Consider the following 24,003-nt stretch of genomic DNA (forward strand, 5'->3'; position numbering starts at 1 on the left):
CCTCCGAAGGGTCGGATCAATGTTGACTCATTCCATATTAGCGACTCCGCCGCCCGCGCGAGTCGCCTCTCCGCAATTTACATCAACGGAAAATGTTTCCTATGCCCTTGAGCACGGAGTTTCCGCCCCCTGATAGTGGGTTATCGGAGACCATATAAGTCCACGTTGCGCTCGGGCGGGACAGGCCGTGATCCTCTAGATGGGCGCCATCTGAATCGATAAGCACGGTCTTAAAAGTATCAACTGCGTCATTAACCGCGCGCTGCGCTAGGTCTTTAAACTCGCGCACCGCGATGCGGTGGTATTCGTCGATTGGCGTCTCGCGGGCGATGGCACGTAGGTGGATAGATTCCCGCACATCATCCATCAACTCCAGGTGGTCGGCCCACGCCTGGTCGAGGTGGAAGAGCATAATCTCACGGGCCGCCCGCTCGCGCGCTTCAGCGGGGACGTCACGAAGCTCAGCAGCACGCTCCGGTGCCCGCTCAGCCAGCTCCTGCCAGGCTTGGTCGGTATCGAGCAGCTTAGCTCGCCGCTCATCAATGATGATGCGCTGATCTGCGAGCAGGTGGTTGTACTTCCAGGTCTGCGCGTGAATCTCTAGAAGCTGCCCCTCGGTCACGCGCTGACAGTGCGCAATGAAATCACGAACCCTTTTGGATTCGATGAGCCCGTCGGCATCGGGGCGGGCGGACAAGGATCCATCTTCCCCACCCTGTTTAACCACGTCATCTTCTAAGGAAACGAAGAAGATGGACTTGCCCGGATCTCCCTGGCGGCCAGCGCGACCGCGCAACTGGTTATCCAGACGCGAGGAACGGTGCCGCGAGGTGCCGAGCACCGCCAGACCACCCTTCTCGACGACGGCATCGCGGTCAGACTCATCAGCGCCACCCAGCTTAATATCCGTGCCGCGGCCCGCCATCTGGGTGGAAACGGTGACACGGCCGACGTCGCCAGCCTCCGCCACAATGCGCGCCTCGTCCTCGTCATTCTTCGCATTAAGGACGTTTACCTCGATCCCCCGTTCGCGTAACGCAGCGGCGAGATCTTCGGATTCGGCGACGTCGTGGGTGCCCACCAAAACTGGTTGGCCGGTGCTGTTGATCGCGACGATTTCGTTCACGATGGCGCGGGACTTCTCATCCACCGAGGCATAGATGCGATCCGCCTCATCGAAGCGCTGCAGTTCCTTGTTTCTATCGATGACCGAGACGTGGAGGTTATAGAACTGGCGCAGCTGATCGGTCGCCTCCACAGCGGTACCGGTCATCCCGCACACCAACGGGTAGCGGCGCATGAGTTCCTGGAGCGTAATGGTGTCGAGGATGCGCCCTCCTTCCGATACCTCCAAGCCTTCCTTGGCCTCCACAGCGGCCTGCAGGCCGTCGGGCCAGCGCTGCAGTTCGGCTACGCGGCCGCGGGAGGCGTCGATAAGCTGCAGCTTTCCGTCCGTGATGATGTAGTGAATGTCACGAATGAGCAGCGCCTTCGCGTGCAGCGCCAAGTTCACTTTGACTAGTACGGAGCCGATATTCTCCTCGGAGTAGAGCGAATCAATGCCCAACTCGCGCTCGACTCGCGCCGCTCCATCGTCGGTCAGCGCCACCGTGCGCCCATCCTCCGCGATGACATAGTCCTGCTCCTCACGCAGGCGCGAAACCACGTTGGTGATGTGGCCTGTGGACTCCTCACCCGGGCGGTTTCCGGCGAGGACGAGGGGAACGAGGGCTTCGTCGACAAGCACGGAGTCCGCCTCATCCACCAACGCAACATCTGCGCGCGCCTGTACCGTCTGCTCGCGGGAGGTGATCTGGTTATCCCGCAGAACGTCGAATCCCAGCTCGTTGACGGGAGCATAGATGATATCGCTCAGGTAGGCCGTGCGACGCTCCTCTGGGCCTAGCTTCTCGGTGACCGAGGCCACCGTGAGGCCGAAGAACTCCACGAGCGGGCGCATCCACTCGGCATCGCGCGCCGCTAGATAGTTATTGACCGTCACCAGGTGGACGCGTTTTCCGGTCAGCGCAAAACCAGTCGCGGCCATTGCGCCCACCAGGGTCTTTCCCTCGCCGGTGGCCATCTGGATGACGTCACCCTCAAGCAAGCGGAGAACGGCTTGGGACTGGACATTAAATGGGCGCATACCGAGCTTGCGTTCGCTGGCCACAGCCAGAGCGGCGAGGAAACGCGACTTATCCGCAATCGCGCCATCCTTCACGCATTCCCGTGCGGTGGTGGCAACGTCTGCATCCGATAAGTTGGCAATTTCTTCCACCGCGGAATCCGCAGCCGTGACGACAGCTTTCGACTTTTTATTGTTGCGCTCGGACTGCGCGCCCATTGCCTTCCAGAACCAATCGAATGCGCCCATGAGCACTCCTCCATCCTTGTGCGTCATACAGGTCTTCTATCGACTTTAGTCAACCCCGGTTCGCAGGCGTGCAGTTGCCCTTATATCCTTGTGGGCATGCAATCCGTGAACGTGTCGCTCCCCTCCAGCACCGGTACCACGATGGCCGGAACCATCGATTTCCCAGACTCCCCTCCGCAAGCCTTCGCCATCTTTGCGCACTGCTTTGCCGGCTCGCGCCATACCCCCGGCGCCGCCCGCGTGAGCAAGCAGCTGACAAACTTTGGCATCGCCACCCTACGCTTCGACTTCCCAGGCTTGGGACAGTCCGAGGGAAATTTCGCTGATACCTGTTTCAGCCAAAACGTTGCAGACATCCAGGCCGCCGCCGAGTGGCTGGCCCAGAACTACTCCGCACCGCAGCTCCTCATGGGGCACTCGCTGGGCGGCGCCGCTGCCCTCGCGGCGGCCAACGGCATTCGTTCCCTTAAGGCCGTCGCCACCATCGGCGCTCCTTTCGATCCCGCGCACTCTGTACTGCACTACGCCGACAAGATTGGCGAGGTCGACGCCAATGGCGAGGTAGAGGTCACCTTGGGCGGCCGCGCGCTAACCATTTCGCGCCTTTTCCTCGAAGACCTTGCTGAGACCAACCCGGAGGAGTACCTTCCGCGCCTACGCAAGCCCCTGATGGTGCTGCACTCCCCCATTGATCAGACCGTTGGCATCGACAATGCGCAGAACATTTTCCGCACCACGCGCTACCCCAAGTCCTTGGTCGCCTTGGATAAGGCTGATCACCTCGTCACCAAGCAAGGCGCCGCCGCACGCGCTGCGGACCTGATTGGCGCGTGGGCGGAGCAGTTCATCGTTCCGGAGAATCTTCCCGCGCCGGTCGCAGATGACTCCGCGGTGGCAATCCCTGCGGTGGGCACGAGGATGGGCGTCGTAGTACGCCACAACGACCGTTCTGTGACCGCTGACCGCACGAAGAAAAGCGGCGGCAAGGGCCAAGGTTTTACCGCTGAAGGCCTCCTCATGTCCGCACTGGCTGTGGCAAGCACCCAGGCCATCAAGGCGGCGGGCAAGGCACAGAAGATCGGCGCGAAGGCTCTCGAAGCTGTGTCCGTCAGCATTACCCAAGAGTCCGAATCCCGATTCACACGTACGGTGACACTTCCTGCCTCCCTTAGCGCGGATCAACAACGCGCGCTTGGCGACGCCTCCACGTCCACCACCATCGACTCCCTCCTCACCGTCGAGGTGACCACCACCGTGACAACCGCGGCACAATAGATTCACATGATTGTTCTCAACCCTCTTGATCCGGCTGCCCGCTGTCCCTGCGGAACCGGCTTGACGTTTAGCGAGTGCTGCTCGCGCTACCACGCCGGCACGCCCGCACCCTCGGCGGAGGCACTCATGCGCTCGCGGTTCAGTGCTTTCGTGACCGGCGATGAGGACTATTTGCTCCGTACCTGGGACCCAGAGACCCGCCCTGAGCGCCTCAACCTCGCAGATAACGGCATCCGCTTTTACCGCCTCGATATTATCGATACCGTCGCCGGCGGCCCCTTGGACGATACCGGCGTAGTTGAGTTCGAGGCCTTCTATAAGGGCGCCGCACAAGGCTCTCAGCGGGAACGCTCCTTTTTCCGCAGACAAGACGGGCAGTGGGTCTACTCCACCGGCGAGTTCTAGAGCCTTCAAAACACGCGTCAACCTGGGATTTGTCGAAGCGAATACCGCTGGTGTAATCTGTAGCAGTTGCACCAAATGGTGCGGCGGCGGACTATGGCGCAGTTTGGTAGCGCACTACACTGGGGGTGTAGGGGTCGCAGGTTCAAATCCTGTTAGTCCGACAGCATCCAGGCTGGTCAGAGCTTTTCTGACCAGCCTTTCTTTTTCGCCCAGTTTATTGGCGGCCCTGTTTAGCGGATCTACTTCTCTTGGCTAAGGACGTGGCCCAGGGCGTCGATAAGCGTGCGGTGAGAATCCGGAGATTGTTCATTGAGAAAGGCCTGCCATTCCCCGCTCGGCGCTAATGCTGCAAGCAGCAAACACAACTGAGCGCCGGCCTCATATGGCAATCGATTGCGCAGAAAGTCATTGTCGATCTGCCCGGACTCTAGGAACGGAACAACGTCGGTGAAACGCGCTTCCTTAGTATTGTCGAAGTACATGGGGCCAAAGTCATACCCCACCGCACGTGAGGCCATTATCCCGAGGTAGGTAGCCGTGCCTTCCACGGTTTCCATCCAGTGTTCTTGGCTGACGTAGTCAGGATCTGCAGCTAGGCGTTCCTTTTCCAGAGCGAGCAATTCTGTGGCCAGTTCTCTCAGCCGAGCTTGGTCTGCACCCGCGTCGCGGACTGCATCGAGCAGCCGCATTCTCTCGTCGAGCAGCTCCACCCCATGCGGGGAGAGCTCGCCGAAGACACGCGAGTCCAAAGCCCACCGAGCTTGACCGTAGAAGTGGAAGGACTCATGCGCGAAGAAGGTAATGAAATGCTCTGAGGAGAATTGCTTGTCGAAATTATCCTCACCAAATTTGAGGTAGTAGACATCGCTGCCCTGGACCGTCGTGGTCTCGCCCACCGTGTTGAAGTTGCCGCCGGCAATCTTAATCGGCCACAGCCTCGGGTAGATGCGGTCCAACCGATAGACTTCGAGGCCGGCGGGGTTATCGCCCATGTCTACAGGGGCAGCGAAGGGCGAAGAGACTTCTTGGGAGGGGTTGATCAGGTAGGAAAAGTGGGTCTTCCTGCTGATTAGCAGCGTGGGGTACTCGGTAGCAGCCGCATTGAGCCAGGCCGCCGACTCCGGACGATCTGCGACGGCAGCGGCGTATTCCGAGTACTCCTCTAAGGCGCGCCGATCAATCGGGTCCAACTCTCCCACGGATAGCCCTGCGGTATTACGCGCCACGTGTACGCTGCCGGCGATGATCACGACGACGAGCAGGATTACGCCGATTTCCCACCACCGGCGCGGCCGCCTCCGCGAATGCTTCATAGTTGCGAGCTGAGATGATTTGCCCACCTACTTCACCTCCAATGGGTCGGCGGCACCGCGGACGGCGTGGCGCATGAAAAAGAAACTAGTGCTTAAAGGACTGTTGCAGTCACGCTTCCCACAATATAGTCCGGTGTTTACGACCTACTCATCGCCTAGAACCGCCACAGGAATGCTGCTCTTATTGCGATAAACCATCTGGTCAACACCGCTGTGTTCGTTGTGCCATCCCGACGGGAGGGTAGACGCCATCACGGGCAGCTCTGAAACGCGCACTCACGCTGCTATAAACAGCGAGCTTTGCCCCAATGCTGCGCTTGCCTACCCTTCAATCGCTCATGCAAACAGCCCCACTGCGGATGCAATGGGGCTGTTCTGTAGTGCTCTGCCTGAGATTTCTCTGCTCAGGCTGGAACTACGAGTTGGTCTTAGCGGTTAGCGCGCCACGGAATGCCTTCCTTGGGCAGGTAGCCCAGCAGGTAGAGGTAATCAATAGCGCCGAAGATGGAAACGATTAGACCGCCACCGAGAATCGCTCCAAGGAATGAGTAACCAACAGCGGAGGACATATCAGCGTCTTCGCCATCTTTACCATCTTTGCCGTCGACGCCATCGCGGCCGTTGATGCCATCCTTGCCGTCACGCCCATCGCGGCCGTCGCGACCGTCACGGCCATCCTTGCCGTCGGCGCCGTCCTTGCCATCACGCCCATCGCGGCCGTCGCGACCGTCACGGCCGTCCTTGCCGTCGGCGCCGTCCTTGCCATCACGGCCATCGCGACCATCGCGGCCGTCCTCACCGTCGCGTCCATCGCGGCCATCCTTGCCGTCGGCACCGTCCTTGCCATCACGGCCAGGCTCCCCGTCTTCACCGTTATTATCCTCATCATCGGAATCTACAGGGGCCGAGGTAGTGGAAGCAGGCTCGGATTCCTCCGTCGGATCCTCAGGTTCGGCCGCCTCGGACTCAGTAGATTCAGGCGCAGTCGACTCTGCGGACTCAGAAGCCTCATCTGATGCGGAGGGTTCACTCGACTCGGAAGGCTCAGTGGACTCGGAGGGCTTCTCGGAATCAGAAGGCTCGGCGGACTCAGAAGGCTCGGCGGACTCGGAGGGCTTCTCGGAATCAGAAGGCTCGGCGGACTCAGAAGGCTCAGAGGACTCGGTTGTCGAGGTGGAATCCGGCGCTTCGTCGCTGACCTGCTTGCCATTGAGCATGTCCGCACACTTCTGTCCAGCCGGTGCGTTAACCTCGGCCAACGCAGAAGCCGCGGTCGAGATACCAGACAGGGTGGACTCAATTTCCTTGCGCTGAGTATCGCTCAGCTTCAAGTCCTTAGCGGCACTAGCGCCCGGGAAAAGGCCAGCAATCGTAACGGCGGCATTAAAAACCTTCAATACGGTAGCGACTCCAGTACCGAAAGCACCATCAGCAAACTTGATGAGCCCAGAGACGGTCTTCTTCGCCGCATCCGGGTTCTTCAAATCGACATCAGCATCGGAGTTCTCGATCTTTGCGATAGCCATGCCCTGCGCACGTGCGAGGTCCCACGTGACATCCTTGTCTTTCTCGCCTTCACGGACCATTTCAGCGATCCGCTCCCACGAGCTTGCGCCAATCTTCTTGATGAAGTCCGACGGGACGAGATCGCCGACAACAGGAATAACTTCCCATACGGTCTGCAGCAGCTTGTTGCCGCCATCATAGAATGCACGAGCTAGGTCGAGCTTGCGCTCAAGAATCTCGCCTTCCTTACCAGGAGCATCAGAAATCTCACAGACCAGCTTGCCGTCCTTCTCGACGACCTTGATCGAAGCGTCAGCCGTCGATGCTTCAGTGCTCTTCAGCTCATCAAGCGTCGTCGGTTTGCTGTTTTCCGCGTCATAAAAGCTGATGTCGTTGTTGCGAGAGTCACGGTCAAGCTCTTCAATCGCGTTATCACCAGCGTTGTCTTCGTCAACCAGGTCGCCGTCTTCGTCGAAGGCAGTGCCGTTGACATCAAGAGTGCCAGTGCCATTCTCCTCGTGAACGAAGGAAGATTCTGCCGGTTCCTCTACCGCAATTGCCTGAGGAGCGACGATCACGGAAGAAAAGGTAGCCACTGCCGCTACAGTGGCGACAATGCGAGAGCGAGTAGGGCGCATAGTTAGTCTTTCTTAAACTGAAGTGAAAACCCGATTAGCCTTATAAGGCTTGCAATTAAGGTTCGGACGTGGCCACCATACAACCCGCAGAGTATATTTTCTACACTTGAGTAACTACTTGCTACCCCCATTCAGAGACACCGGCCATCGACATCTTTGCAGTTCACGCCGTAAACATTAGTCGATTCAGACCGATTTCTACCCCCTTCACGCAATGAATGCGCCCAGCCAAAGCCCACATCCACACCACCCCGACAAGGTGCAGCCAACCTCAGATATTGACAAAAGAATCCCCACTTTCACTCTAAGAAAGTGGGGAGAAATATGATGCGAATCACTCTCAGTTGAGCATCCCGCACGCTCATTTCACTGAACTAGCCTGCCATGCCATTGAGGCTTCGCATGATGCCACCGAGTTCGATATCCATATATTGAGTCAGAATTTCAAAAATAAAATCGGAATTATACCCACGCAATGGCCCGTTGGTGCTCAGCATGGCAAGACCGTGGGCGCCAGCCCACACTGAAATCACTAATGTGAAAAGAACCCATGGAGTGCGCGGCCCGTCCACCTCATCGATAGCCTCGCGTACGAGAGACATAATGAACCCAAAGGCTCGGCCGAACTCGCTGAAATCACGTTGAAGCTCGACCGCTTTATTCGCGTTTGGCAGGAAGTCATCCTCGAATGACATGGGCACAATCGGGCCGGATGCGATCTTAATGAGCGCCTCAAATCCTTGCGGGTCATGCAAAGCATGTGAGACATATCCATAGCCCGTAGCTTTGATCTTCGACACTGCGCTAGCGTCCTGCGGCAACGCGGCTACCTGACGGTAAATGAACTCGTAGTTGATTTTGTCCAAATAGCGCTCCAGGAAACTTGCCAGCTCTTGGTCGCTTTCAATAAGGTGTTCAGCCTCTTGGACGCTAAGCCCTGCTCGTTTTGCGGCGCCACCGATATGCAAGCCAGTCACGCCGTGGTCGAGAGCCTCCTCCACAGCACCTCGGAGCAGAGCTGTTCGCTGCTCATCCTCTGTGCTTCGTGGAAAGTCTTCTGCACTGATTAGGAGTGTTTCAGGCTGCTCCCCTGCCAGGCCGCAAGGTTCGGCGCGCTTGATACGCTCGCCCCTAAAGAAGGGATAAAGACCAACGCTCAGCGTATCCATGACAGCACTAAAGGTTTGCTTTTTCGCCGCTGGCGAGAGGTAGCGCAGAATCCCTTCGGCTGCAAGCTGTGTAACGCCGTGTAGGTGGGAGAATATCGACAGAGCAGAGAGCAGCGTCCCATAGGCATCGAGCTCCGTGCCGCCAGATTCTTTAATAGCGTCTTTAGTCAGGTCAAAAAGAATACGCATAATGGGGCAGGTGTCAGCCTCTCCATCACGGCTAGCAAAGTCCTCAGCCGTCAATCCCGTGCGGGGAGAAGCGTAGACAGCAGTAAAAGCCGCAAAAGAGGATGGGTCCTCGACCGCAAAAGAAAAGTAGGACAGCGCGGTAGCACGAAGCTTATCTACCGCGGTCGCATTTTCGGGCAACCCTTGTAGGTGCACATCAATAGTTGACGTCAGTGCATCATTGAGAGAGTGCTTAGTTGCCTCGACGAGTTCCGCTTCGGAAGCAAAAAGTGCCTGAGCTTCCGCAAGAGGCACATCAACCTGGTCAGCAACCTCCCGAAGGCGCACTTCATCGATGCCCGCCTTAGCAATGACCCGGCCAGCTTGCTCAATCAGAAGCTGCTTAAAGGGCTGGCTACTTTGTTCCACACCTACTGAAGTATTCACAGTGTTCAGCCTACCTATGAAATGACCGATTTTATATTCATAAACACAACATAGGAGGATTTAAAGGTTTCTCTCAGATTCCTTTTCTCTATCAACTCGCCCATATTATGTCCCAGCCAAAGCCAAATATACATTGCTACAAAACTTATACAGTCCTGCCCACATCGTGGACAGGACTTATAGAGCGCGCCTAGCGTGGCATTTCAGAGGCAGTGGGCTCTTATTCCTGCAACGTCAGGTTCCCAGGCACACTGCTTCCGCACTCAATCTTTAGGACTTAAGCGCCCTCGTTACCGATACGATCATCGAGCTGGTCGCGAGCAGAGTCAATCTTGTCGGCCTTATCTTCGCCGAGCTTACCCTTAGCAAGATCAGCGCCCTTGTCCAGTGCGCTGTCCGAAACCTGCTCGCCCTTATCGGAGTTCAGCGCGTCCTTTGCCTTGTCAAAAATACCCATTCCTACAATCCTTTCGTTACTTCTACTCTTTCTAAGCGTGCTAGCTACCAACGTGTCGATACGCCTGCGGCTACAACCGATCAGTAGGCGTGAACCCCATCGATCGGCTCCGCACACTACGAACAAGTGCACTATCGACCGCTGCATTCACGTTGCGAGCCGTCACGAGACTCCACCGTACCGACGGTCCAGAGTCTTCGCCACACGAGTTATTAATCACCCTAGTTATGAGACGTACCGTTCCCACACAAAGCAGCACTCTAAGAATTCTTAGGGTCGGCGCATCCGTTTACCCCCTCCACCTACCCCTTTTCGTTCAACAACTTGCTAAAAGCAGGCGCGCTTTCGTTGGCATTGCTGTGCACTCTAGGACACACTTCTTTGGCTGCGCTCCGCGCTCAGTTCTTTGCGCAATAATTAACGCACATGCCCTCGTCCGTAGATCAATCGCCAAAGTACAAGCCTGCCCACAATGCCTTCTCCTCATTCTGAGCCAACTCCCCGACCCGCTACACAACCTGATTCTTCGACGCCCTCTCGTGGGTTAGAAATACCCACAAGCGATGACTCAGCCTTTGGCTTAGTGTGGCCGGGAAAGAATGCTGCCGCTGCGCTTGCTGCCTCTCAAGCTGCGGGGAGGCACACGTTGATAAGCGGCTCGGATTCCACCACCAATTCAGTCACCGTGGCCGATAATCTATCCGCGCTCAAGAGCTTTGTTGCCCGCGGTATGAAAGCCGACGTCATCTATATCGACCCGCCGTATAACACCGGCAAGGATTTTGTTTATCGCGACAACTTCCGCCAACGGCGAGAAATGCGCTCAGAGCACTTTGGTCAATGGCATGCCGAATGGCTTTCTATGATGCTTCCACGACTGATCCTTGCGCGTGAAGTACTCGCAGACACAGGATTCATCGTGGTTTCGATCGGCGAATCAGAGTGTGCCCATGTACGCCTCCTCCTCAACGAGGTTTTCGGCGAGGATTGCTTTGCAAGCCAGCTCATTTGGAAAAAAGGCGGTACTGGAAAGAATGATTCAAGATATGCCGTCCAAGAGCACGAATATGTCCTTTGCTACGCCAAATCTCCGGAAAACTCCGGGTTCAATGTTGATCTAGGGGCGCAGACATCGACCCGCTACAACCATCGCGATGAGAAGGGTAACTATTCCCTCGTTCGCCTAGATTCCAAGACCTTGGGTTATCTACCAAGCCTCGACTTTCCCATCGTCGGTCCGAATGGTGATAAATACTGGCCTCATCAACCCGACGGGAAGTCGAAGGTCGCGCGCTGGCGTTGGGGGCGGGACAAAGTTGATAAGCACTATGACGACCTGGTTTTCAGACGCGGCTTTGTCTATACCAAGAACTATGAAAAGAAGGGTGCGCGCCCACGCTCCATACTGGACGGGGAACGATTCGGTGTAACCCGTACAGGCCGTCGTGACGCTGAAGAGGCACTCGGTGTTAAAGGCGTATTCGATTTTCCCAAACCAGTGCGGCTTATCAAGCACCTCATCGCAATCGCCGGCGGCCCCAACGCGGTAGTCCTCGACTTTTTTGCTGGCTCTGGCACCACCGCGCAGGCCGTCGTCGAGCTCAATCGCGAGGATGGCGGCCAGCGCTCCTTTCACCTCGTACAGATTCCGGCCCCCACGGAAACCACCAGTGCCGCGCACCAAGCTGGGTATGAAACGGTGGCAGACATCTGCTTAGCGCGGGTTCGCTCCCTCGGCATCCCCTTTAATCACTACACGCTCAGCGAGTAGTCCACGAAGGAATCAATCCTAGGCCACTCCGTGTTCCTCGGTGTCTGCAGGCCGGCCGGGGATACCGAAGAAGTCTAGTACCGCGTCGGTGGCAAAACCTTTACCCACCTCAGTTTTCGTAGCGTTGTTTCCACCAGGCCAAACGTGGGATCCGCCTTCGATGCGAATGTGCTGCAGCGGTGCTTGGCAGGCAGTCCATGTCTCTCTGGTGGCACCGTTTGTGAGACGTACGGACTCGACGTCGCCACGACACTTGTTACGACGCTGATGCTGCCCGAGCACTTCTGCGACCGAAGCATAAGCAGTCTCGTGCCGCACGCCGCCCTCATAGTTGACAACGGGGTCTTTTGTACCGTGAATATCCAAACGGCCAACAGGCTTGTCTGAGCAATCCGTATGGATGCCTTCGTAATAAGCCGCCGATACAGTAGCTACCGAGCGAAACGTCCCCGGCATACGGCAGGCTAAGAATGCCGCGAATCCTCCTCCATTGGACAGGCCCGCAGCGAAGATAGCGTTATCGTCTACCTCATAGGTAGCGCGCAGGCTGTCCACGATTGCTCGCACGAATTCTAGGTCTTCTTCCGCGCTGGTAGCAGCATAAGGCGCCGGAGCCCACGCCGCATTTTCCCCTGCAGGGTAGGCGACTATGGCGTCAGCCGCATCAAACTGGCTGTATTGCTCCATGTTTTCCGGAGAATCTGTATAACCGTGGAAGGACAACAGGACCGGCCAGGATCGATCTGCAGTGTAGTTTTCGGGCACGTGGAGGAGAAAACTACGTCCAGAGGCCAACTTCATTTTTTTCGTGTGCCCTGGGTCGGGGCCAACGAGCATAGGGGCGACGGGGAAACCGAGGTCACTTGTCCACTCTGCTGTTGATGGAGAAGTAGTCGTGTCTTCTTCAGGCGAGCTGCACGAGACCAGCGCCATGACGCAAGCTGCGGTTGACATGATCCCAGCCAGCGTGCGCGAACACCGCAGCCATGCTGCGGAATCTTCACTCATCATTTGCCTCGCCACGCTCGCCCTCGGGAAAATATCCTCGTCCACCTTAAAACATCCCACCGACATCCACGAACCTGCAGCACCACGGTAGATTTAGGAGCATCATGAGCCCAACTCCTTCCGAATCAACTGATTCCCCCAGCGTCTCATCCCCTTTCCCGGTCCCCGAGCATTACCCCAGCTATCGCCCGGCTTCGGGGAAAGAGGCACCGAGCTTCAGCACAGCTCAGCAGCGTCTTCGTTCTGCCCAATCATTCAGCCACGGTGCTGACGCCTATCATGACGTGCGTCCTGGCTATCCGCAGGAGGTATCACGGCTCATTGCCTCCGCGCGGACTGTCCTCGATGTTGGCGCAGGCACCGGAAAGCTCACTGAATCACTAAGCAACCCCGTTGTCTACGCCAGCGATCCATCCCCTGACATGACCCGAGTCCTAAACCGCCTCGGGGTGCCGTGCTGGCGTGCAACTGCCGAGAACACTGCGCTTGCAGACGCCTCCCTCGACGCCCTCACCTGCGCGCAGACCTGGCATTGGGTTGACGTCCAACGAGCCTGTGCAGAATTTGACCGGGTTCTCCGCCCCAACGGAAAAGTCCTCTTGGTGTGGAACACTCTGGACGTCAATGCGGACCCGTGGGTCCTGCGTCTTTCCCGCATCATGCATTCCGGAGATGTCCACCGTCCCGGTTTCTATCCCGCTTTTTGTGAACCATGGACGCTTCGCCAAGAGCTCCGCTTGACGTGGGAACACAAGCTGAGCCCCGAAGGCCTTCATTCTCTTATGCATACTCGCTCATATTGGCTTCGCAATGGCCAAAAGATCCATGAACGCATGACACATAACCTCAACTGGTACCTCTACGAACACATGGGCTTTCGCCCCGGCCAAGTCCTTCGCATTCCTTATCGGACAGATGCTTTCTTATTGGCCCGCGCTGGCGAGTAGCCAGCCCGCCCCAACCATGACAACTGTCACGTCTAATTGGTGACACCACGTCTACGCTGCACATATCTGCCCACCATAGCGTGAAGATATGAGCACAACACGCACTCTCCCACCAGTCATTGACGTCAATGACGTCAGCAAGGTTTTTAATGCGTCATCGCCCAATCCTGTACAAGCGCTTCACGACGTCTCCCTTTCCATTCATCGGGGCGAGATCGTTGGCCTACTGGGAACTAACGGCGCCGGGAAAACGACGCTTATTGATCTCATCCTGGGCCTGACAACACCGACTTCCGGCACTATCCAGGTGCTCGCAGAAAGCCCACAGACCGCTATTAAAAGCGGACGCATAGGAGCCGTCATGCAATCCGGCGGGCTTCTTCCTAACATCACCGTCAAGGAAACCCTCGAGCTCCTCGGCGCGGCCTTCCCATCTCACCGTGCGTTTGACGACATCATCGAGCGCGCAAATCTAGGAGATATCCTGTCGCGCCGCGTGAGCAAATGCTCCGGTGGTGAGCAACAACGCCTCCGCTTCGGACTGGCCCTCTTAGGAGATCCGGAAGTGCTGCTTCTCGACGAGCCAACTACTGGCATGGACGCCGGTGCCCGACATCACTTCTGGGAAACTATGCGCGAAGAGGCAGATGCCGGCCGAACCATCGTGCTCACCACCCATTACCTTGAAGAAGCCGAGACCTTTGCCCAGCGCATCATCATGCTCAACAAGGGCCACATTCAAGCCGATGGCTCGACAGAAGAGATCCGCAACTCCAACTCCACCCGTGTCATCCGGGCCGCCTTTCCCTGCGAGGTCCCACATGCGCTTACGGCCAACCTACTTCCCGGAGTTATCCACCAAGAGCAAACAGACACGGGGCTGGTCATCACTGCTCGAGACTCTGATGCGGTGGCACGCTACCTGCTTAACGAAACCACTGCTCGCGACATCACTATCACAGGACACAGCTTGGAGGATTCCTTCCTCGAGCTCTACAACGCTACATCCAGTAACACCACGCGATAAGGAGATTTCACATGAGCCCCCACACCGCTGCGCACCCCACTCTTCGCACCACCCTGAACTACGCTGCCCACGACCTAAAGCGGCTACGTCGCGACCTGCCCACGCTCTTTTTCAGCGTTGGTCTTCCAATCATCTTCTATATTCTCTTCGGCGCCATGCAAGAATACGGCCAAGTCGAGTTTAACGGCGGAAATGTTGCTGCCATGGTGATGATCGGCATGGCTCTCTATGCCGGTGCTACAGGTGCTGTTGGCGCCGCCGGCTCCATGGTTGCAGAAAACCGTGCAGGATGGGGCCGACAATTGGCACTCACTCCCCTACGCTCTTCCCAGCTAGGGATTTCCAATTTCCTCAATATCGCGGTCCGCGCAATCTTACCGATCGCCGCTGTCTTCATTACCGGTGCACTCACCGCAGCAAGCATGCAACCGACCCAGTGGGCATTAGCATTTCTTGCTACCGTCGCCTGCGCTATCCCCTTCGGCTTCTACGGCATGGCCTGTGCCATGCTCTTTCCCTCAGAAAACACCGTCTCTATCACAACATCCACTATCGTCATTCTCGCCTTCGCCGGAAATGTCTTCATGCCGCTAAAGGAATCGCTACTCGCGGTCGGACGATTCACTCCGATGTACGGCGCACAGGCTCTTTCTCGTGGGCCTTTGTCTGAAGGCGCCCAAATGATCAATAGCGAGCAGCTCTTTATTGAAGACCCGCTATGGTACGCATGGGTTAATATCGCTGTATGGACAATGGTTTTCGTCGGGTTGTGTCTGATTCTTCACAAGCGCGACAAGAACCGAGCATGATGAGTAGCTTCAAGGTTCGCAATGCCGCTTTCGCAGCTATTTGGTTGATCTTTCTCCTGCTTGTCCTTCTCCAAGTCTTGTTCCTTCCCACTTATACGCCTGCTCAGCGGACCTGGGCTGTGGCCATCACTGTCTTTTTCTGTGTGGCCTACTTTCTCTCCTTTGGTTCTGTCGACTTCTTTCCGCACGGCTGGACCTTGGGTCAACGCGTAACCCTTCGGTGGGTTATCCTCGCGCTACTCGCCCTAGCATCTATTCCGGGATATGGTGCTTGGGCTGTCGCCTTCGTCCCATATCTCGGAGCGCTCGTAGCCTATACACAACCGTTCAGGACTGCCGCGACGGTTATTATGCTCACCGGCATACTTGCTGGTATCCCCGCATGGATTTACGAGAATCCTCGCTTTATGGACCTTGCGATCATCCTCTTCGGCTGGCCGCTTCTCATCTTGGTCCTCGGAGCATTGTCCCAGAGAGAGGACACTGAGATAGCTCTTCGCCATGATTTAGATCTGGCGCATCAACGCGAGGATATTGCCTCTGATATCCATGACCTTCTCGGCCACTCGCTTACTGCTATCAACCTCAAATCCGAAGTAGCCCGTCGGCTAATCGAACACGACCCCGCCAAGGCAGCTGCCGAGCTCGAGGAGATTAGCGCCCTGTCAAGGATGTCACTCGCCGAAGTCCGCTCGACTGTTACCCGCATGAAGAACCCTACCTTTGCCGGCGAGATCCACGCCGCGCGCCGGATCCTCGAAACCGCCGGAATACAAACTCACCTTCCGGATACCCTCACGCGCCCCCAGTCTCATGAAGATCTGTTCTCCTGGGCGTTGCGGGAGCTTAGCACCAACGTCGTGCGGCATTCTGGAGCTACTGAATGCTGGGTACTACTCACGGAGAACTCCCTCAAGGTTACGGACAACGGCTGCGGCTTCACAGAAGACGCTTCGCGTGCACTTGCCTCCGGTCTCACGGGCCTCGCAGGTCTTCGCCGCCGGGCAGAAGCCGCCGGCGGTGAGGTCACAATCGAGCGCGCCGGCGGTTTGACCACAGTCCGCGTGACGCTCAAAGGCCCTGATACGCAGGAGGTTAAGTAGCTTTGACGAACGCCATCCGGGTGCTCATTGCCGAGGACCAGTCTCTAGTTCGCGGCGCGCTGACCGCGCTCCTTAATACCGAGCCGGACATTGAAGTCGTTGCAGGCTGTGGCTCTGGGACAGAGGTCGCGGAGCTCGTCGCTAAGCACAGCGTTGACGTGGCTTTACTCGATATTGAGATGCCTGGCATGAACGGCATCGATGCTGCCAAGAGTATCGCCGGCACCGACTGCCGGAGCCTTATCGTCACCACATTTGGACGGTCCGGTTACGTCAAACGCGCTCTCGAAGCAGGTATAGATGGCTTTCTCGTCAAAGACACCCCTCCCGATGAACTCGCTGATGCCATCCGCCGTGTCCATTCGGGTTTGCGCGTTATCGATCCGCAGCTTGCTCAGGACATTCTCTTCGCCCCCGACAACCCACTGAGCGAACGAGAAATCGAGGTATGCCGCCTGTTAGTCCGTGGACTCGGCTCCGCTGATATCGCTTCGCAACTTCACCTCAGCGGCGGAACAGTGCGCAACCACGTCTCCGCCATCATGGCGAAGACGCGGGCTGGAAATCGCTTCGAGGCTGCACGGCGCGCCGAAGCAAACGGGTGGATTTGAGGCCTCTTCGTGGTCCCGCCTTCAGCCCGCTAGCGGAGCTATCGGCGTTGACGGCGCTCGCGCACGCGCACCGCGATGCGCACGGGCGAGCCGTGGAAACCGAAACGCTCACGGAATTTACGCTCTAGGTAGCGACGATAGCCAGCGTCCAAAAAGCCGGTTGTAAACAGCACGATGGTCGGTGGTTGCGTCGACGCCTGAGTGGCAAAGAGCACTCGCGGCAAGCGGTTATTATTCATCGGCGGTGGGTTCGCGGCAATTGCGTCACGCATCCAATTGTTAAGCTGACCGGTGGACACGCGCTGATCCCAGCTTTCTAGGGCCTCGATCATGGCGGGCTCTAGCTTTTGCAGGGCGCGCCCGGTCTCAGCAGAGATATTCACACGAGTCACCCACGGCAGGTGGCGCAGGTTCTCATCAATTTCGCGCTCCAGGTAGTAGCGGCGATCCTCATCCACAAGGTCCCACTTGTTAAAGGCAATAACCAAAGCCTTTCCGGCCTCAAGAATCATGTTGAGGACGCGTTGGTCTTGCTCCGAGACTTCTTGGGAAGCGTCGATAAGCATGACGCACACCTCGGCCGCATCAATCACGCCGCGCGTGCGCAAGGAGGCGTAGTACTCGTGGCCCTGCGCGTTTTTAACCTTCTTGCGCAGACCTGCAGTATCAATGAACTTCCACAAACGCTGGTCTAGCTGCACCAGGGAATCAACTGGGTCGACCGTGGTGCCTGCAGCATTGTCCACCACGGAGCGCTCCTCCGCCGTCAGCTTGTTCAGCAAGGAGGACTTGCCCACGTTCGGCTTGCCCACCAACGCCACGCGGCGAGGGCCGGAGGTAATCGAGGAATGACGCGGTTCCGCAGGGAACAAACGGAGGATCTCATCGAGGACGTCGGCACCGCCCCGACCATGCTGAGCGGATACTGGCCACGGATCGCCCAAACCAAGCGCGTAGAACTCGGCCATGTCTGCATACATGGTTTCCGAATCAAACTTGTTGGATACCAGGATGACTGGGACCTCGGAGCGCTGCAATTTCCGAGCCATAACCGCATCGGTCTCAGTGATGCCCACCTTGGTGTCCACCACGAATACGATGACGTCAGCGGTCTCCATCGCCTGCTCTGCCTGACGGGCGATGGCGGCATGGATTCCCTTGACGTTCGGGTCCCAACCTCCGGTGTCCTGAACAAAGAAGCGCTGGCCGTTCCACTCCGCTACATAAGACACGCGGTCACGGGTCACGCCTGGGTGGTCCTCTACAACAGCTTCACGGCGCCCAAGGAAGCGATTCACCAGGGAAGACTTGCCCACGTTCGGGCGGCCCACTACGGCCACCGTGCACAGGTTTTCCTCCGTATGGCCTTCACCGACACCAAAGGCGTGGGATAGGGCTTCCCATTCTTCCTCGCTCAGCGGAGCCTCATCATCGAAATCGGTCTCATCCTCACCAAAATCGGCCTCGCTGAATTCAGAATCGTCGAATTCATAGTCAAAGTCTTCAGAGTCGAAATCCTTCGGAGCCCAGCCGCCGTGCGGATCGCGTACGACCTCTTCTTCAAGTTTTCCGGCCGGATAGTGAAATTCCGTCTCAAAGTCTTCCGGCTGCTGCGCCGGATCTACATCCGGATTCTGCGGTTCATTAGTCATGTCAGGCCTCCTGTGCAGCCGATTCTTTGACGACGGCGATGAGAGCGTCAAGGACCTCATCTCGGGTCATCTCGGACGTATCAACGAGTACCGCGTCCTCCGCCGGGCGCAGCGGCGATGTAGCGCGGGAAGAGTCGGCGGCGTCGCGCCGTTCGACGGCGGCAAGCACGGAGTCAAAATCCGAGTCAATGCCGGCAGCTAGGTTTTGGTCGTGACGGCGCTGTGCTCGGACCTCGGCGCTAGCCGTCATGAAAGCCTTCGCGGGGGCGTCGGCAAGAACAACCGTGCCGATATCGCGCCCTTCAACAATCGCGCGGTGAGCCTGGGCGGCAAGCTTACGTTGCAGTTCAACGAGGTTTTGGCGTACTTCCGGAATGGCGGAAACTGCCGAGACATTGCGGGTGACCTCATCTTCTCGGATGACGCGGGAGACATCCTCGCCATCAAAGATGACCATGGTGGAATCTGGATCATCAGACACCTCGAGAGGCAGGTCAGCAGTCGTGGAAATCACCGCCTCAGTATCCGCTGGGTCCACACCCGCGCGCAGCACAGCAAGCGTTGCCACGCGGTACATTGCACCGGTATCGACGTACTTGGCGTCAAGCTTCTTGGCCAGTGCTCGGCACGTCGTGGACTTACCGGTTCCGGAGGGACCGTCAACAGCCAGGATGAGGCCTTGATTGGGCATATTTGAAATCATTACATCCCCACCGCCTTGTACAGGCTGGTCAGTTCGTTGGAGTTCAGTGCACGCAAGGAGCCGGGCTTCATATCACCCAACTGCACCGTGTGGAGTTTGGTGCGCACGAGACGCTGGACCGGATACCCGGCTTCCTTAAGCATGCGGCGCACGATGTGCTTCCGGCCTTCGTGCAGCTCGACGCGCACCAGCGAATAGCCCTGGTTCTTGTCCACGATCTGCACATAGTCCGCCTGCGCAAGGCCATCATCCAATTCGATGCCGTCGCGCAGCTGACGAACGAGCTTCTTATCTGCTTCGCCAAGGACAGTCGCGAGGTATGTTTTGGTCACCTCATATTTGGGATGCATGAGACGGTTGGCAAGTTCGCCGTCGTTAGTCAACAAGAGAAGCCCCTCGGTATCCGCGTCGAGGCGCCCGACGTGGAACAAGCGCTGGCCTGCTACCACGCGATCAGCCACCACATCTCCCACGCAAGGACGGCCCATGTCATCCGACATCGTGGACTGCATACCGCGCGGTTTGTTGAGCACGAAGTATTGGGTCTCCTCGTTGACGTTGATGCGTGTGCCATCGACGCGAATCACGTCCGTGTTGGGATTGACACGAGTGCCCTGCTTGATGATGACCTGGCCGTTGACCTCAACGCGGCCTTCATCGATGAGGATCTCTGCATGGCGGCGCGAAGCAACGCCGGCCTTTGCCAAGACCTTTTGCAGGCGCTCGCCTTGGTTCTGGGAGCTCTTCTTATCTTTACCGTCTACCAGCCAGTCCGCGCCCAAGTCTCGGGCGATAGATTCTGCGGTGGCCTTCTTCTTCACATGCTGATGGCGGGCCGGCTTAGCGTTCGACACGATCATGTCGCTGTCACGCTTTTTCTTTTCCGGTGTGCCATCGCGGCGAGCGGGTGGAGTCACGGGAATGTGTCCTCTCAATAGTTCTTCAATTTGCGGCGCGCGGAAACACGCCGATGTCCGGCCGCAATCCTACCGCAGACAGCGCCTTTATGAGTAGTCCTCGTCGATCTGCTCGATGTCTGGCAGCAGCGGAGCGAGATCCGGGAGGCGCTCGAGGGAATCAATACCGAGTAGCTCTAGGAAAAGCTCAGTAGTCTCATAGTGATGTGCGTTGCCAGCTGAGGGCTCTGGGCTCTCTATCTCCCGGATGAGCCCCCGCAACATGAGCGTACGAACTACTCCGTCGACGTTGACGCCGCGTACGCCAGCGACTTGGGCTCGGGTGACCGGTTGGCGGTATGCGATAACGGCCAAGGTCTCCAATGCCGCGCGGGAAAGCTTGGTTTGGGTGCCATCGAGAACAAACTGCTCGACGGCATCTGCGTTCTCTTTACGCGTATAGAAGCGCCAGCCCTCCGGCGTCTCCCGCAGATCGATGCCAGAACCGCGCTCGCTCAGCTCGCGCTCTAGTGCACGCAGAGTATCACTGACGACGGTGACCTCCGCATCCAGTACACGGGCCAGCTCCTCCACGCTGGCTGGCGAATCAATAACGAGGAGGATGGACTCCAGGCGTGAGCGCAACTGGGAAATAAGAGGTAAAGCTCCCTGTCGGCTCGGGGCTACGAGGTCTCTGGGGGCCAAGGATGACGTATCGTCCATGACTCGGTAGCTTACCCTAATCCCAGTTCGCCGCCGCGACGACCGCCGGGTCCACGTCGAGCCCGGTCCAGGACAATTCAAGTGGCCCCAAAGACTCTGACTGGGAAGCATCAACCGCTTTGGCTTTGTAGAGCTCCAACAACGCCAGGAAACGTCCAACGACCTCCATAGAGATGGTGCAGTCCCTGGTTAAGGCTTCGAAACTCATCCATTGGCCCGTGCCCAGCATCTTGAGCGTCGTGAGGATCTTTCCGGCTTGCTCCGGCACGGAGACAGCAACCTGGTGAATATGGCCTGTGGCAACCTCTTCCGGGGGTTTGGGCCGGAAGACACCAGCTGCGAGTTCGGCGAACGTGGCCGGAGTATGCCCAATCTTGACTGGCGGAAGAAGGTTGCTAAAGCGCTCCTCCATCGCCACCGCACGCGGATAACGCCGCTGGGCCGCGCGCTGCCATTGCGCGAACTGGTCGGCAACCTGCTTATAAGCCTTGTACTGCAGAAGGCGCGCAAAGAGGAGATCGCGAGTCTCCAGGAGCTCAAGATCTTCAAAATCATCGACTTCGCCACGCGGCAATAACCGAGCCGCCTTCAAATCCAGAAGTGTTGCAGCGATAAGAAGGAACTCCGTGGTTTCATCCAGATCCGCGGTTGCCCCTAAAGCACGCGTATAGGCCACGAACTCATCGGTAACTTCAGACAGCGCCACCTCCGTAACGTCCAGCTTCTTCGCCTGAATCAGCTGCAGCAGCAAGTCGAAAGGGCCCTCAAAATTGCCCAGGGCGATGCGAAAGCCGGTAATCTCCGGTTGGGTCATAATGAGCGGCTAGCCGTTAGCTCGCTCGATGACCTCTTTAGCCAGGTCGCGGTACTGCTTGGCTGCCTGGGAGCTGGGCGCCCAAGTAGTAATGGGCTCGCCGGCTACCGACGTCTCTGGGAAACGAACGGTACGTGTAATCACCGTGTCAAAAACCTTGTCCCCGAAATACTCCACCACGCGGTCCATGACTTCCCGGGCGTGGCGGGTGCGGCGATCAAACATGGTAACCAGAATTCCCATGACCTCGAGGTCGAAGTTAATACGGTCCGCGACTTTCTCCACGGTATCGGTCAACAGCGCGAGGCCGCGCAGGGAAAAGAACTCGCACTCCATGGGGATGATAACTCCCTGCGAGCAAGCCAAAGCATTGACCGTGAGCAAGCCCAGTGAAGGCTGGCAGTCGATGATGATGAAGTCATAGTCCTTGCGTACCGGGCGAAGGGCACGAGCCAGGGTATGTTCGCGGCCCACTTCATTGACCATCTGGATCTCAGCGGCGGAGAGGTCGATGTTGGCGGGGACGAGGTCGAGCCCGGCCACGCCGGTGTGCACGATAGCGGAATGCACTGAGACTTCGCTATCAAGCATGACGTCATAAATGGTGTCCTGGATCTGGTCGTGGGTCAGTCCCAGGCCGGCCGAAAGAGCACCCTGCGGATCCAAGTCAACGAGGAGGACTTTACGCCCCAGCTCCGCCAAACACGCGCCCATATTGATGGTGGACGTGGTTTTTCCGACGCCACCCTTCTGGTTGCACATGGAAATAATCGTGGCGGGACCATGCTTTTCCAATGGCTCCGGTTCCGGAAGCTCCCGCAGTGGGCGGCCGGTTAGCCCGACCTGTGCTTCCGAGGCCTCAAACAGTCCCTCGTCGCTCACAGTCACACCTGCTTCCTTGACCTGTACGGCCCCTGTGCGGTCTTTCCGCTTCGGCTTTGCAGCAACACGAGGCGCCGCATTCTTACATCCTTGTGATTATAGGGTACCCCGTGGGTGCCTGCGCCGCGATTATAGCTAAGGAAAACCGGTGAATAAAGTCCATGGCCTAGATTAGGCGTCCTCCTGTGCTCTCTTCGACCGGCGTCCCTTAAGCGCGAGCCACACGATGAGCGCGATAACTCCGAGGCCCGCGATACCTGCTGCAAGTGCGCCAACTCCAAGCCCCGATTCTCCTTGTTCCTCTCCGCCGGCCTTGTCAGCTGCATCAGAATCTAGCTGTTGCTCCGCAGGCACCTCACTCGCGCTCTCACGGGTTGGATCGGTAAGCGTCACTACCAGCTCAGCGGACTGAGTGTCCTTGTTCACGAACTGCATGATGAAAGGATTGTCCGGCTCCGCCCCCTCTGGGTAGGTCAGGGTCATGGTGCGCGAGCCTTTGTCGATCTCCCGTTTGACCCCCTCTACGAACTCGCCTTCCGCGTTGAGGTAGCGCAGCGTAACTCCGTCTTCCTCAAGGTGCTTGAAGCGGTTGTACAGGTCGAGAGCCTGTTTGAGCCCAAGCTTGGCAGTGATTGTTTGGCCGTCAATCGTGGATTCCAGGTTCACATAGGAAGTATTCGAATCATCAATTCCTTCCCACCCGCGGCCTGTTCGCGGAGGAGGCACGTGGCCTTGACCAGAGTCATCCACAGCGGGCGCCGAGCCGTCGGCGGGAGGCTGTCCTCCGTTCTGCTCACCACCTTCTGCGCTGTCATCGGAGTTCTCGTTCCCCGCTGGTCCCCCGTTGCCCCCGGGGTTGTCCGGGTTCTCGTTGTCCTGCTGCTCACCGCCGAGCTGGCCCGGGTCTCCGTTCTCAGCTGCGTCGTTGAGTTCATCGGCGGTGACGTCGGCGTCGGCCACGAGCACGATGGTCATGGTCACGCCTTGGTAGGTCACCGGCACACTGATTTGTCCTCCCGCGGGTGGTGCAGTCACCGTAGCGCTGCCGCCAGAAGCAGTGACGTTCCAACCATCGGAGGCCACGTTGACGTCGACAGGAACTGGCAGCGAAACGGTCGTGGTCTGACCAGCCGGCACCGGAATGGTGGCGTCTTGTGCATAGGCGGCGGCCGTGCCGGACCCTGGCAGCACCCCAGTTGCGCTCACGATGCCCGACGCGACGCCGGAAAGGGAACCTACGGAGAGCACGGAAGCTAGCGCAACCGCTCGATAGGTTTGGGACAAAGCAGTGGTTGAAGCCATAAA

At 57.8% G+C, this 24,003-nt stretch carries 22 protein-coding genes and 1 tRNA gene; 10 read left to right on the plus strand and 13 right to left on the minus strand.

Annotation, left to right across the window (positions count from 1 at the left end; genetic code table 11):
* Window positions 1-82: 82 nt before the first annotated feature.
* On the minus strand, window positions 83-2,374 hold the full coding sequence (gene secA2, locus M5J06_RS02740) for an accessory Sec system translocase SecA2 (RefSeq protein WP_250223926.1): 2,292 nt from the start codon (window positions 2,372-2,374) through the stop codon (window positions 83-85).
* Between the two features lie 96 nt (window positions 2,375-2,470).
* On the opposite strand from secA2, the gene M5J06_RS02745 reads away from it, so the two are divergent.
* From M5J06_RS02745 to M5J06_RS02755, 3 genes are all read left to right on the plus strand, one after another.
* Complete coding sequence (locus tag M5J06_RS02745; RefSeq protein WP_154737139.1) at window positions 2,471-3,649, plus strand: bifunctional alpha/beta hydrolase/OsmC family protein; 1,179 nt, start codon at window positions 2,471-2,473, stop codon at window positions 3,647-3,649.
* A gap of 6 nt (window positions 3,650-3,655) precedes the next feature.
* On the plus strand, window positions 3,656-4,054 hold the full coding sequence (locus M5J06_RS02750; protein ID WP_070624605.1) for a YchJ family protein: 399 nt from the start codon (window positions 3,656-3,658) through the stop codon (window positions 4,052-4,054).
* Window positions 4,055-4,141: 87 nt separating this feature from the next.
* Window positions 4,142-4,215 (plus strand) — tRNA-Pro (locus tag M5J06_RS02755).
* 78 nt (window positions 4,216-4,293) lie between these two features.
* On the opposite strand, the gene M5J06_RS02760 is transcribed toward M5J06_RS02755, so the two are convergent.
* The 4 genes from M5J06_RS02760 to M5J06_RS02775 form a co-directional block, all read right to left on the minus strand.
* Complete coding sequence (locus tag M5J06_RS02760) at window positions 4,294-5,394, minus strand: hypothetical protein (RefSeq protein ID WP_250223902.1); 1,101 nt, start codon at window positions 5,392-5,394, stop codon at window positions 4,294-4,296.
* Between the two features lie 401 nt (window positions 5,395-5,795).
* Window positions 5,796-7,469: a prolipoprotein diacylglyceryl transferase gene (locus tag M5J06_RS02765; protein ID WP_250223903.1), complete on the minus strand. Its 1,674-nt coding sequence runs from the start codon at window positions 7,467-7,469 to the stop codon at window positions 5,796-5,798.
* Window positions 7,470-7,885: 416 nt separating this feature from the next.
* Window positions 7,886-9,295 carry a TetR/AcrR family transcriptional regulator gene (locus M5J06_RS02770; RefSeq protein ID WP_250223904.1) on the minus strand — a complete coding sequence of 470 codons (1,410 nt, stop codon included), beginning with the start codon at window positions 9,293-9,295 and terminating at the stop codon, window positions 7,886-7,888.
* 277 nt (window positions 9,296-9,572) lie between these two features.
* Window positions 9,573-9,752, minus strand: coding sequence for an antitoxin (locus tag M5J06_RS02775; RefSeq protein WP_070524820.1), 180 nt, complete (start codon window positions 9,750-9,752; stop codon window positions 9,573-9,575).
* 472 nt (window positions 9,753-10,224) lie between these two features.
* On the opposite strand from M5J06_RS02775, the gene M5J06_RS02780 reads away from it, so the two are divergent.
* Window positions 10,225-11,523, plus strand: a complete 1,299-nt coding sequence (locus tag M5J06_RS02780) for a site-specific DNA-methyltransferase (RefSeq protein WP_083299174.1) — start codon at window positions 10,225-10,227, stop codon at window positions 11,521-11,523.
* Window positions 11,524-11,541: 18 nt separating this feature from the next.
* Here the strand turns inward: M5J06_RS02780 and M5J06_RS02785 are convergent, their stop codons facing one another.
* The gene (locus M5J06_RS02785; protein WP_227486307.1) at window positions 11,542-12,324 is read right to left on the minus strand and encodes a CE1 family esterase; all 783 of its coding nucleotides are present in this window, start codon (window positions 12,322-12,324) and stop codon (window positions 11,542-11,544) included.
* A 94-nt stretch (window positions 12,325-12,418) separates the two neighbouring features.
* Here M5J06_RS02785 and M5J06_RS02790 point away from each other — a divergent pair, with 94 nt between their 5' ends.
* The 6 genes from M5J06_RS02790 to M5J06_RS02815 all read left to right on the plus strand — a co-directional run bounded on the left by M5J06_RS02790 (window position 12,419) and on the right by M5J06_RS02815 (window position 17,028).
* Window positions 12,419-12,622, plus strand: coding sequence for a hypothetical protein (locus M5J06_RS02790; RefSeq protein WP_232748500.1), 204 nt, complete (start codon window positions 12,419-12,421; stop codon window positions 12,620-12,622).
* Window positions 12,623-12,635: 13 nt separating this feature from the next.
* Entirely contained in the window at window positions 12,636-13,478 is an 843-nt protein-coding gene (locus M5J06_RS02795) for a class I SAM-dependent methyltransferase (protein WP_083303794.1), read from the plus strand.
* A gap of 88 nt (window positions 13,479-13,566) precedes the next feature.
* Window positions 13,567-14,505 carry an ABC transporter ATP-binding protein gene (locus M5J06_RS02800; protein ID WP_250223905.1) on the plus strand — a complete coding sequence of 313 codons (939 nt, stop codon included), beginning with the start codon at window positions 13,567-13,569 and terminating at the stop codon, window positions 14,503-14,505.
* 11 nt (window positions 14,506-14,516) lie between these two features.
* Entirely contained in the window at window positions 14,517-15,314 is a 798-nt protein-coding gene (locus M5J06_RS02805) for an ABC-2 transporter permease (RefSeq protein WP_070562617.1), read from the plus strand.
* Window positions 15,311-16,417, plus strand: a complete 1,107-nt coding sequence (locus M5J06_RS02810) for a sensor histidine kinase (protein ID WP_250223906.1) — start codon at window positions 15,311-15,313, stop codon at window positions 16,415-16,417. The genes M5J06_RS02805 and M5J06_RS02810 overlap by 4 nt, the downstream gene beginning before the upstream one ends.
* Window positions 16,418-16,419: 2 nt before the next feature.
* Entirely contained in the window at window positions 16,420-17,028 is a 609-nt protein-coding gene (locus M5J06_RS02815) for a response regulator transcription factor (protein WP_101736314.1), read from the plus strand.
* Window positions 17,029-17,066: 38 nt separating this feature from the next.
* Here the strand turns inward: M5J06_RS02815 and der are convergent, their stop codons facing one another.
* From der to M5J06_RS02850, 7 genes are all read right to left on the minus strand, one after another.
* The gene (gene der, locus M5J06_RS02820) at window positions 17,067-18,680 is read right to left on the minus strand and encodes a ribosome biogenesis GTPase Der (protein ID WP_250223907.1); all 1,614 of its coding nucleotides are present in this window, start codon (window positions 18,678-18,680) and stop codon (window positions 17,067-17,069) included.
* A 1-nt stretch (window position 18,681) separates the two neighbouring features.
* Window positions 18,682-19,383: a (d)CMP kinase gene (gene cmk, locus M5J06_RS02825; protein ID WP_070562629.1), complete on the minus strand. Its 702-nt coding sequence runs from the start codon at window positions 19,381-19,383 to the stop codon at window positions 18,682-18,684.
* Window positions 19,383-20,300, minus strand: a complete 918-nt coding sequence (locus tag M5J06_RS02830) for a pseudouridine synthase (protein WP_070562633.1) — start codon at window positions 20,298-20,300, stop codon at window positions 19,383-19,385. Before M5J06_RS02830 ends, cmk begins: the two co-directional genes overlap by 1 nt.
* 87 nt (window positions 20,301-20,387) lie before the next feature.
* Window positions 20,388-21,002, minus strand: a complete 615-nt coding sequence (gene scpB, locus M5J06_RS02835; protein WP_070562636.1) for an SMC-Scp complex subunit ScpB — start codon at window positions 21,000-21,002, stop codon at window positions 20,388-20,390.
* A 16-nt stretch (window positions 21,003-21,018) separates the two neighbouring features.
* Window positions 21,019-21,816: a segregation and condensation protein A gene (locus M5J06_RS02840; protein WP_070562639.1), complete on the minus strand. Its 798-nt coding sequence runs from the start codon at window positions 21,814-21,816 to the stop codon at window positions 21,019-21,021.
* 9 nt (window positions 21,817-21,825) lie between these two features.
* On the minus strand, window positions 21,826-22,704 hold the full coding sequence (locus tag M5J06_RS02845; RefSeq protein ID WP_180952111.1) for a ParA family protein: 879 nt from the start codon (window positions 22,702-22,704) through the stop codon (window positions 21,826-21,828).
* 165 nt (window positions 22,705-22,869) lie between these two features.
* Window positions 22,870-24,000 (minus strand): hypothetical protein, encoded by a 1,131-nt coding sequence (locus M5J06_RS02850; protein ID WP_250223908.1) that lies wholly within the window; start codon window positions 23,998-24,000, stop codon window positions 22,870-22,872.
* Window positions 24,001-24,003 lie beyond the last annotated feature (3 nt).

It is taken from the genome of Corynebacterium intestinale (genome assembly GCF_023574125.1).
Classification (GTDB): Bacteria; Actinomycetota; Actinomycetes; order Mycobacteriales; family Mycobacteriaceae; genus Corynebacterium; species Corynebacterium hesseae.

What these genes read in the sequence shown, in the direction of transcription:
- secA2 (WP_250223926.1), bottom strand. Translation starts at nt 2,374, where the DNA reads ATGGGCGCATTCGATTGGTTCTGGAAGGCAATGGGCGCGCAGTCCGAG.
- M5J06_RS02745 (WP_154737139.1), top strand. Translation starts at nt 2,471, where the DNA reads ATGCAATCCGTGAACGTGTCGCTCCCCTCCAGCACCGGTACCACGATG.
- M5J06_RS02795 (WP_083303794.1), top strand. Translation starts at nt 12,636, where the DNA reads ATGAGCCCAACTCCTTCCGAATCAACTGATTCCCCCAGCGTCTCATCC.
- M5J06_RS02850 (WP_250223908.1), bottom strand. Translation starts at nt 24,000, where the DNA reads ATGGCTTCAACCACTGCTTTGTCCCAAACCTATCGAGCGGTTGCGCTA.
- M5J06_RS02750 (WP_070624605.1), top strand. Translation starts at nt 3,656, where the DNA reads ATGATTGTTCTCAACCCTCTTGATCCGGCTGCCCGCTGTCCCTGCGGA.
- M5J06_RS02780 (WP_083299174.1), top strand. Translation starts at nt 10,225, where the DNA reads ATGCCTTCTCCTCATTCTGAGCCAACTCCCCGACCCGCTACACAACCT.
- M5J06_RS02810 (WP_250223906.1), top strand. Translation starts at nt 15,311, where the DNA reads ATGATGAGTAGCTTCAAGGTTCGCAATGCCGCTTTCGCAGCTATTTGG.
- M5J06_RS02800 (WP_250223905.1), top strand. Translation starts at nt 13,567, where the DNA reads ATGAGCACAACACGCACTCTCCCACCAGTCATTGACGTCAATGACGTC.
- M5J06_RS02805 (WP_070562617.1), top strand. Translation starts at nt 14,517, where the DNA reads ATGAGCCCCCACACCGCTGCGCACCCCACTCTTCGCACCACCCTGAAC.
- M5J06_RS02840 (WP_070562639.1), bottom strand. Translation starts at nt 21,816, where the DNA reads ATGACCCAACCGGAGATTACCGGCTTTCGCATCGCCCTGGGCAATTTT.
- M5J06_RS02785 (WP_227486307.1), bottom strand. Translation starts at nt 12,324, where the DNA reads ATGAAGTTGGCCTCTGGACGTAGTTTTCTCCTCCACGTGCCCGAAAAC.
- der (WP_250223907.1), bottom strand. Translation starts at nt 18,680, where the DNA reads ATGACTAATGAACCGCAGAATCCGGATGTAGATCCGGCGCAGCAGCCG.
- M5J06_RS02775 (WP_070524820.1), bottom strand. Translation starts at nt 9,752, where the DNA reads ATGGGTATTTTTGACAAGGCAAAGGACGCGCTGAACTCCGATAAGGGC.
- scpB (WP_070562636.1), bottom strand. Translation starts at nt 21,002, where the DNA reads ATGGACGATACGTCATCCTTGGCCCCCAGAGACCTCGTAGCCCCGAGC.
- cmk (WP_070562629.1), bottom strand. Translation starts at nt 19,383, where the DNA reads ATGATTTCAAATATGCCCAATCAAGGCCTCATCCTGGCTGTTGACGGT.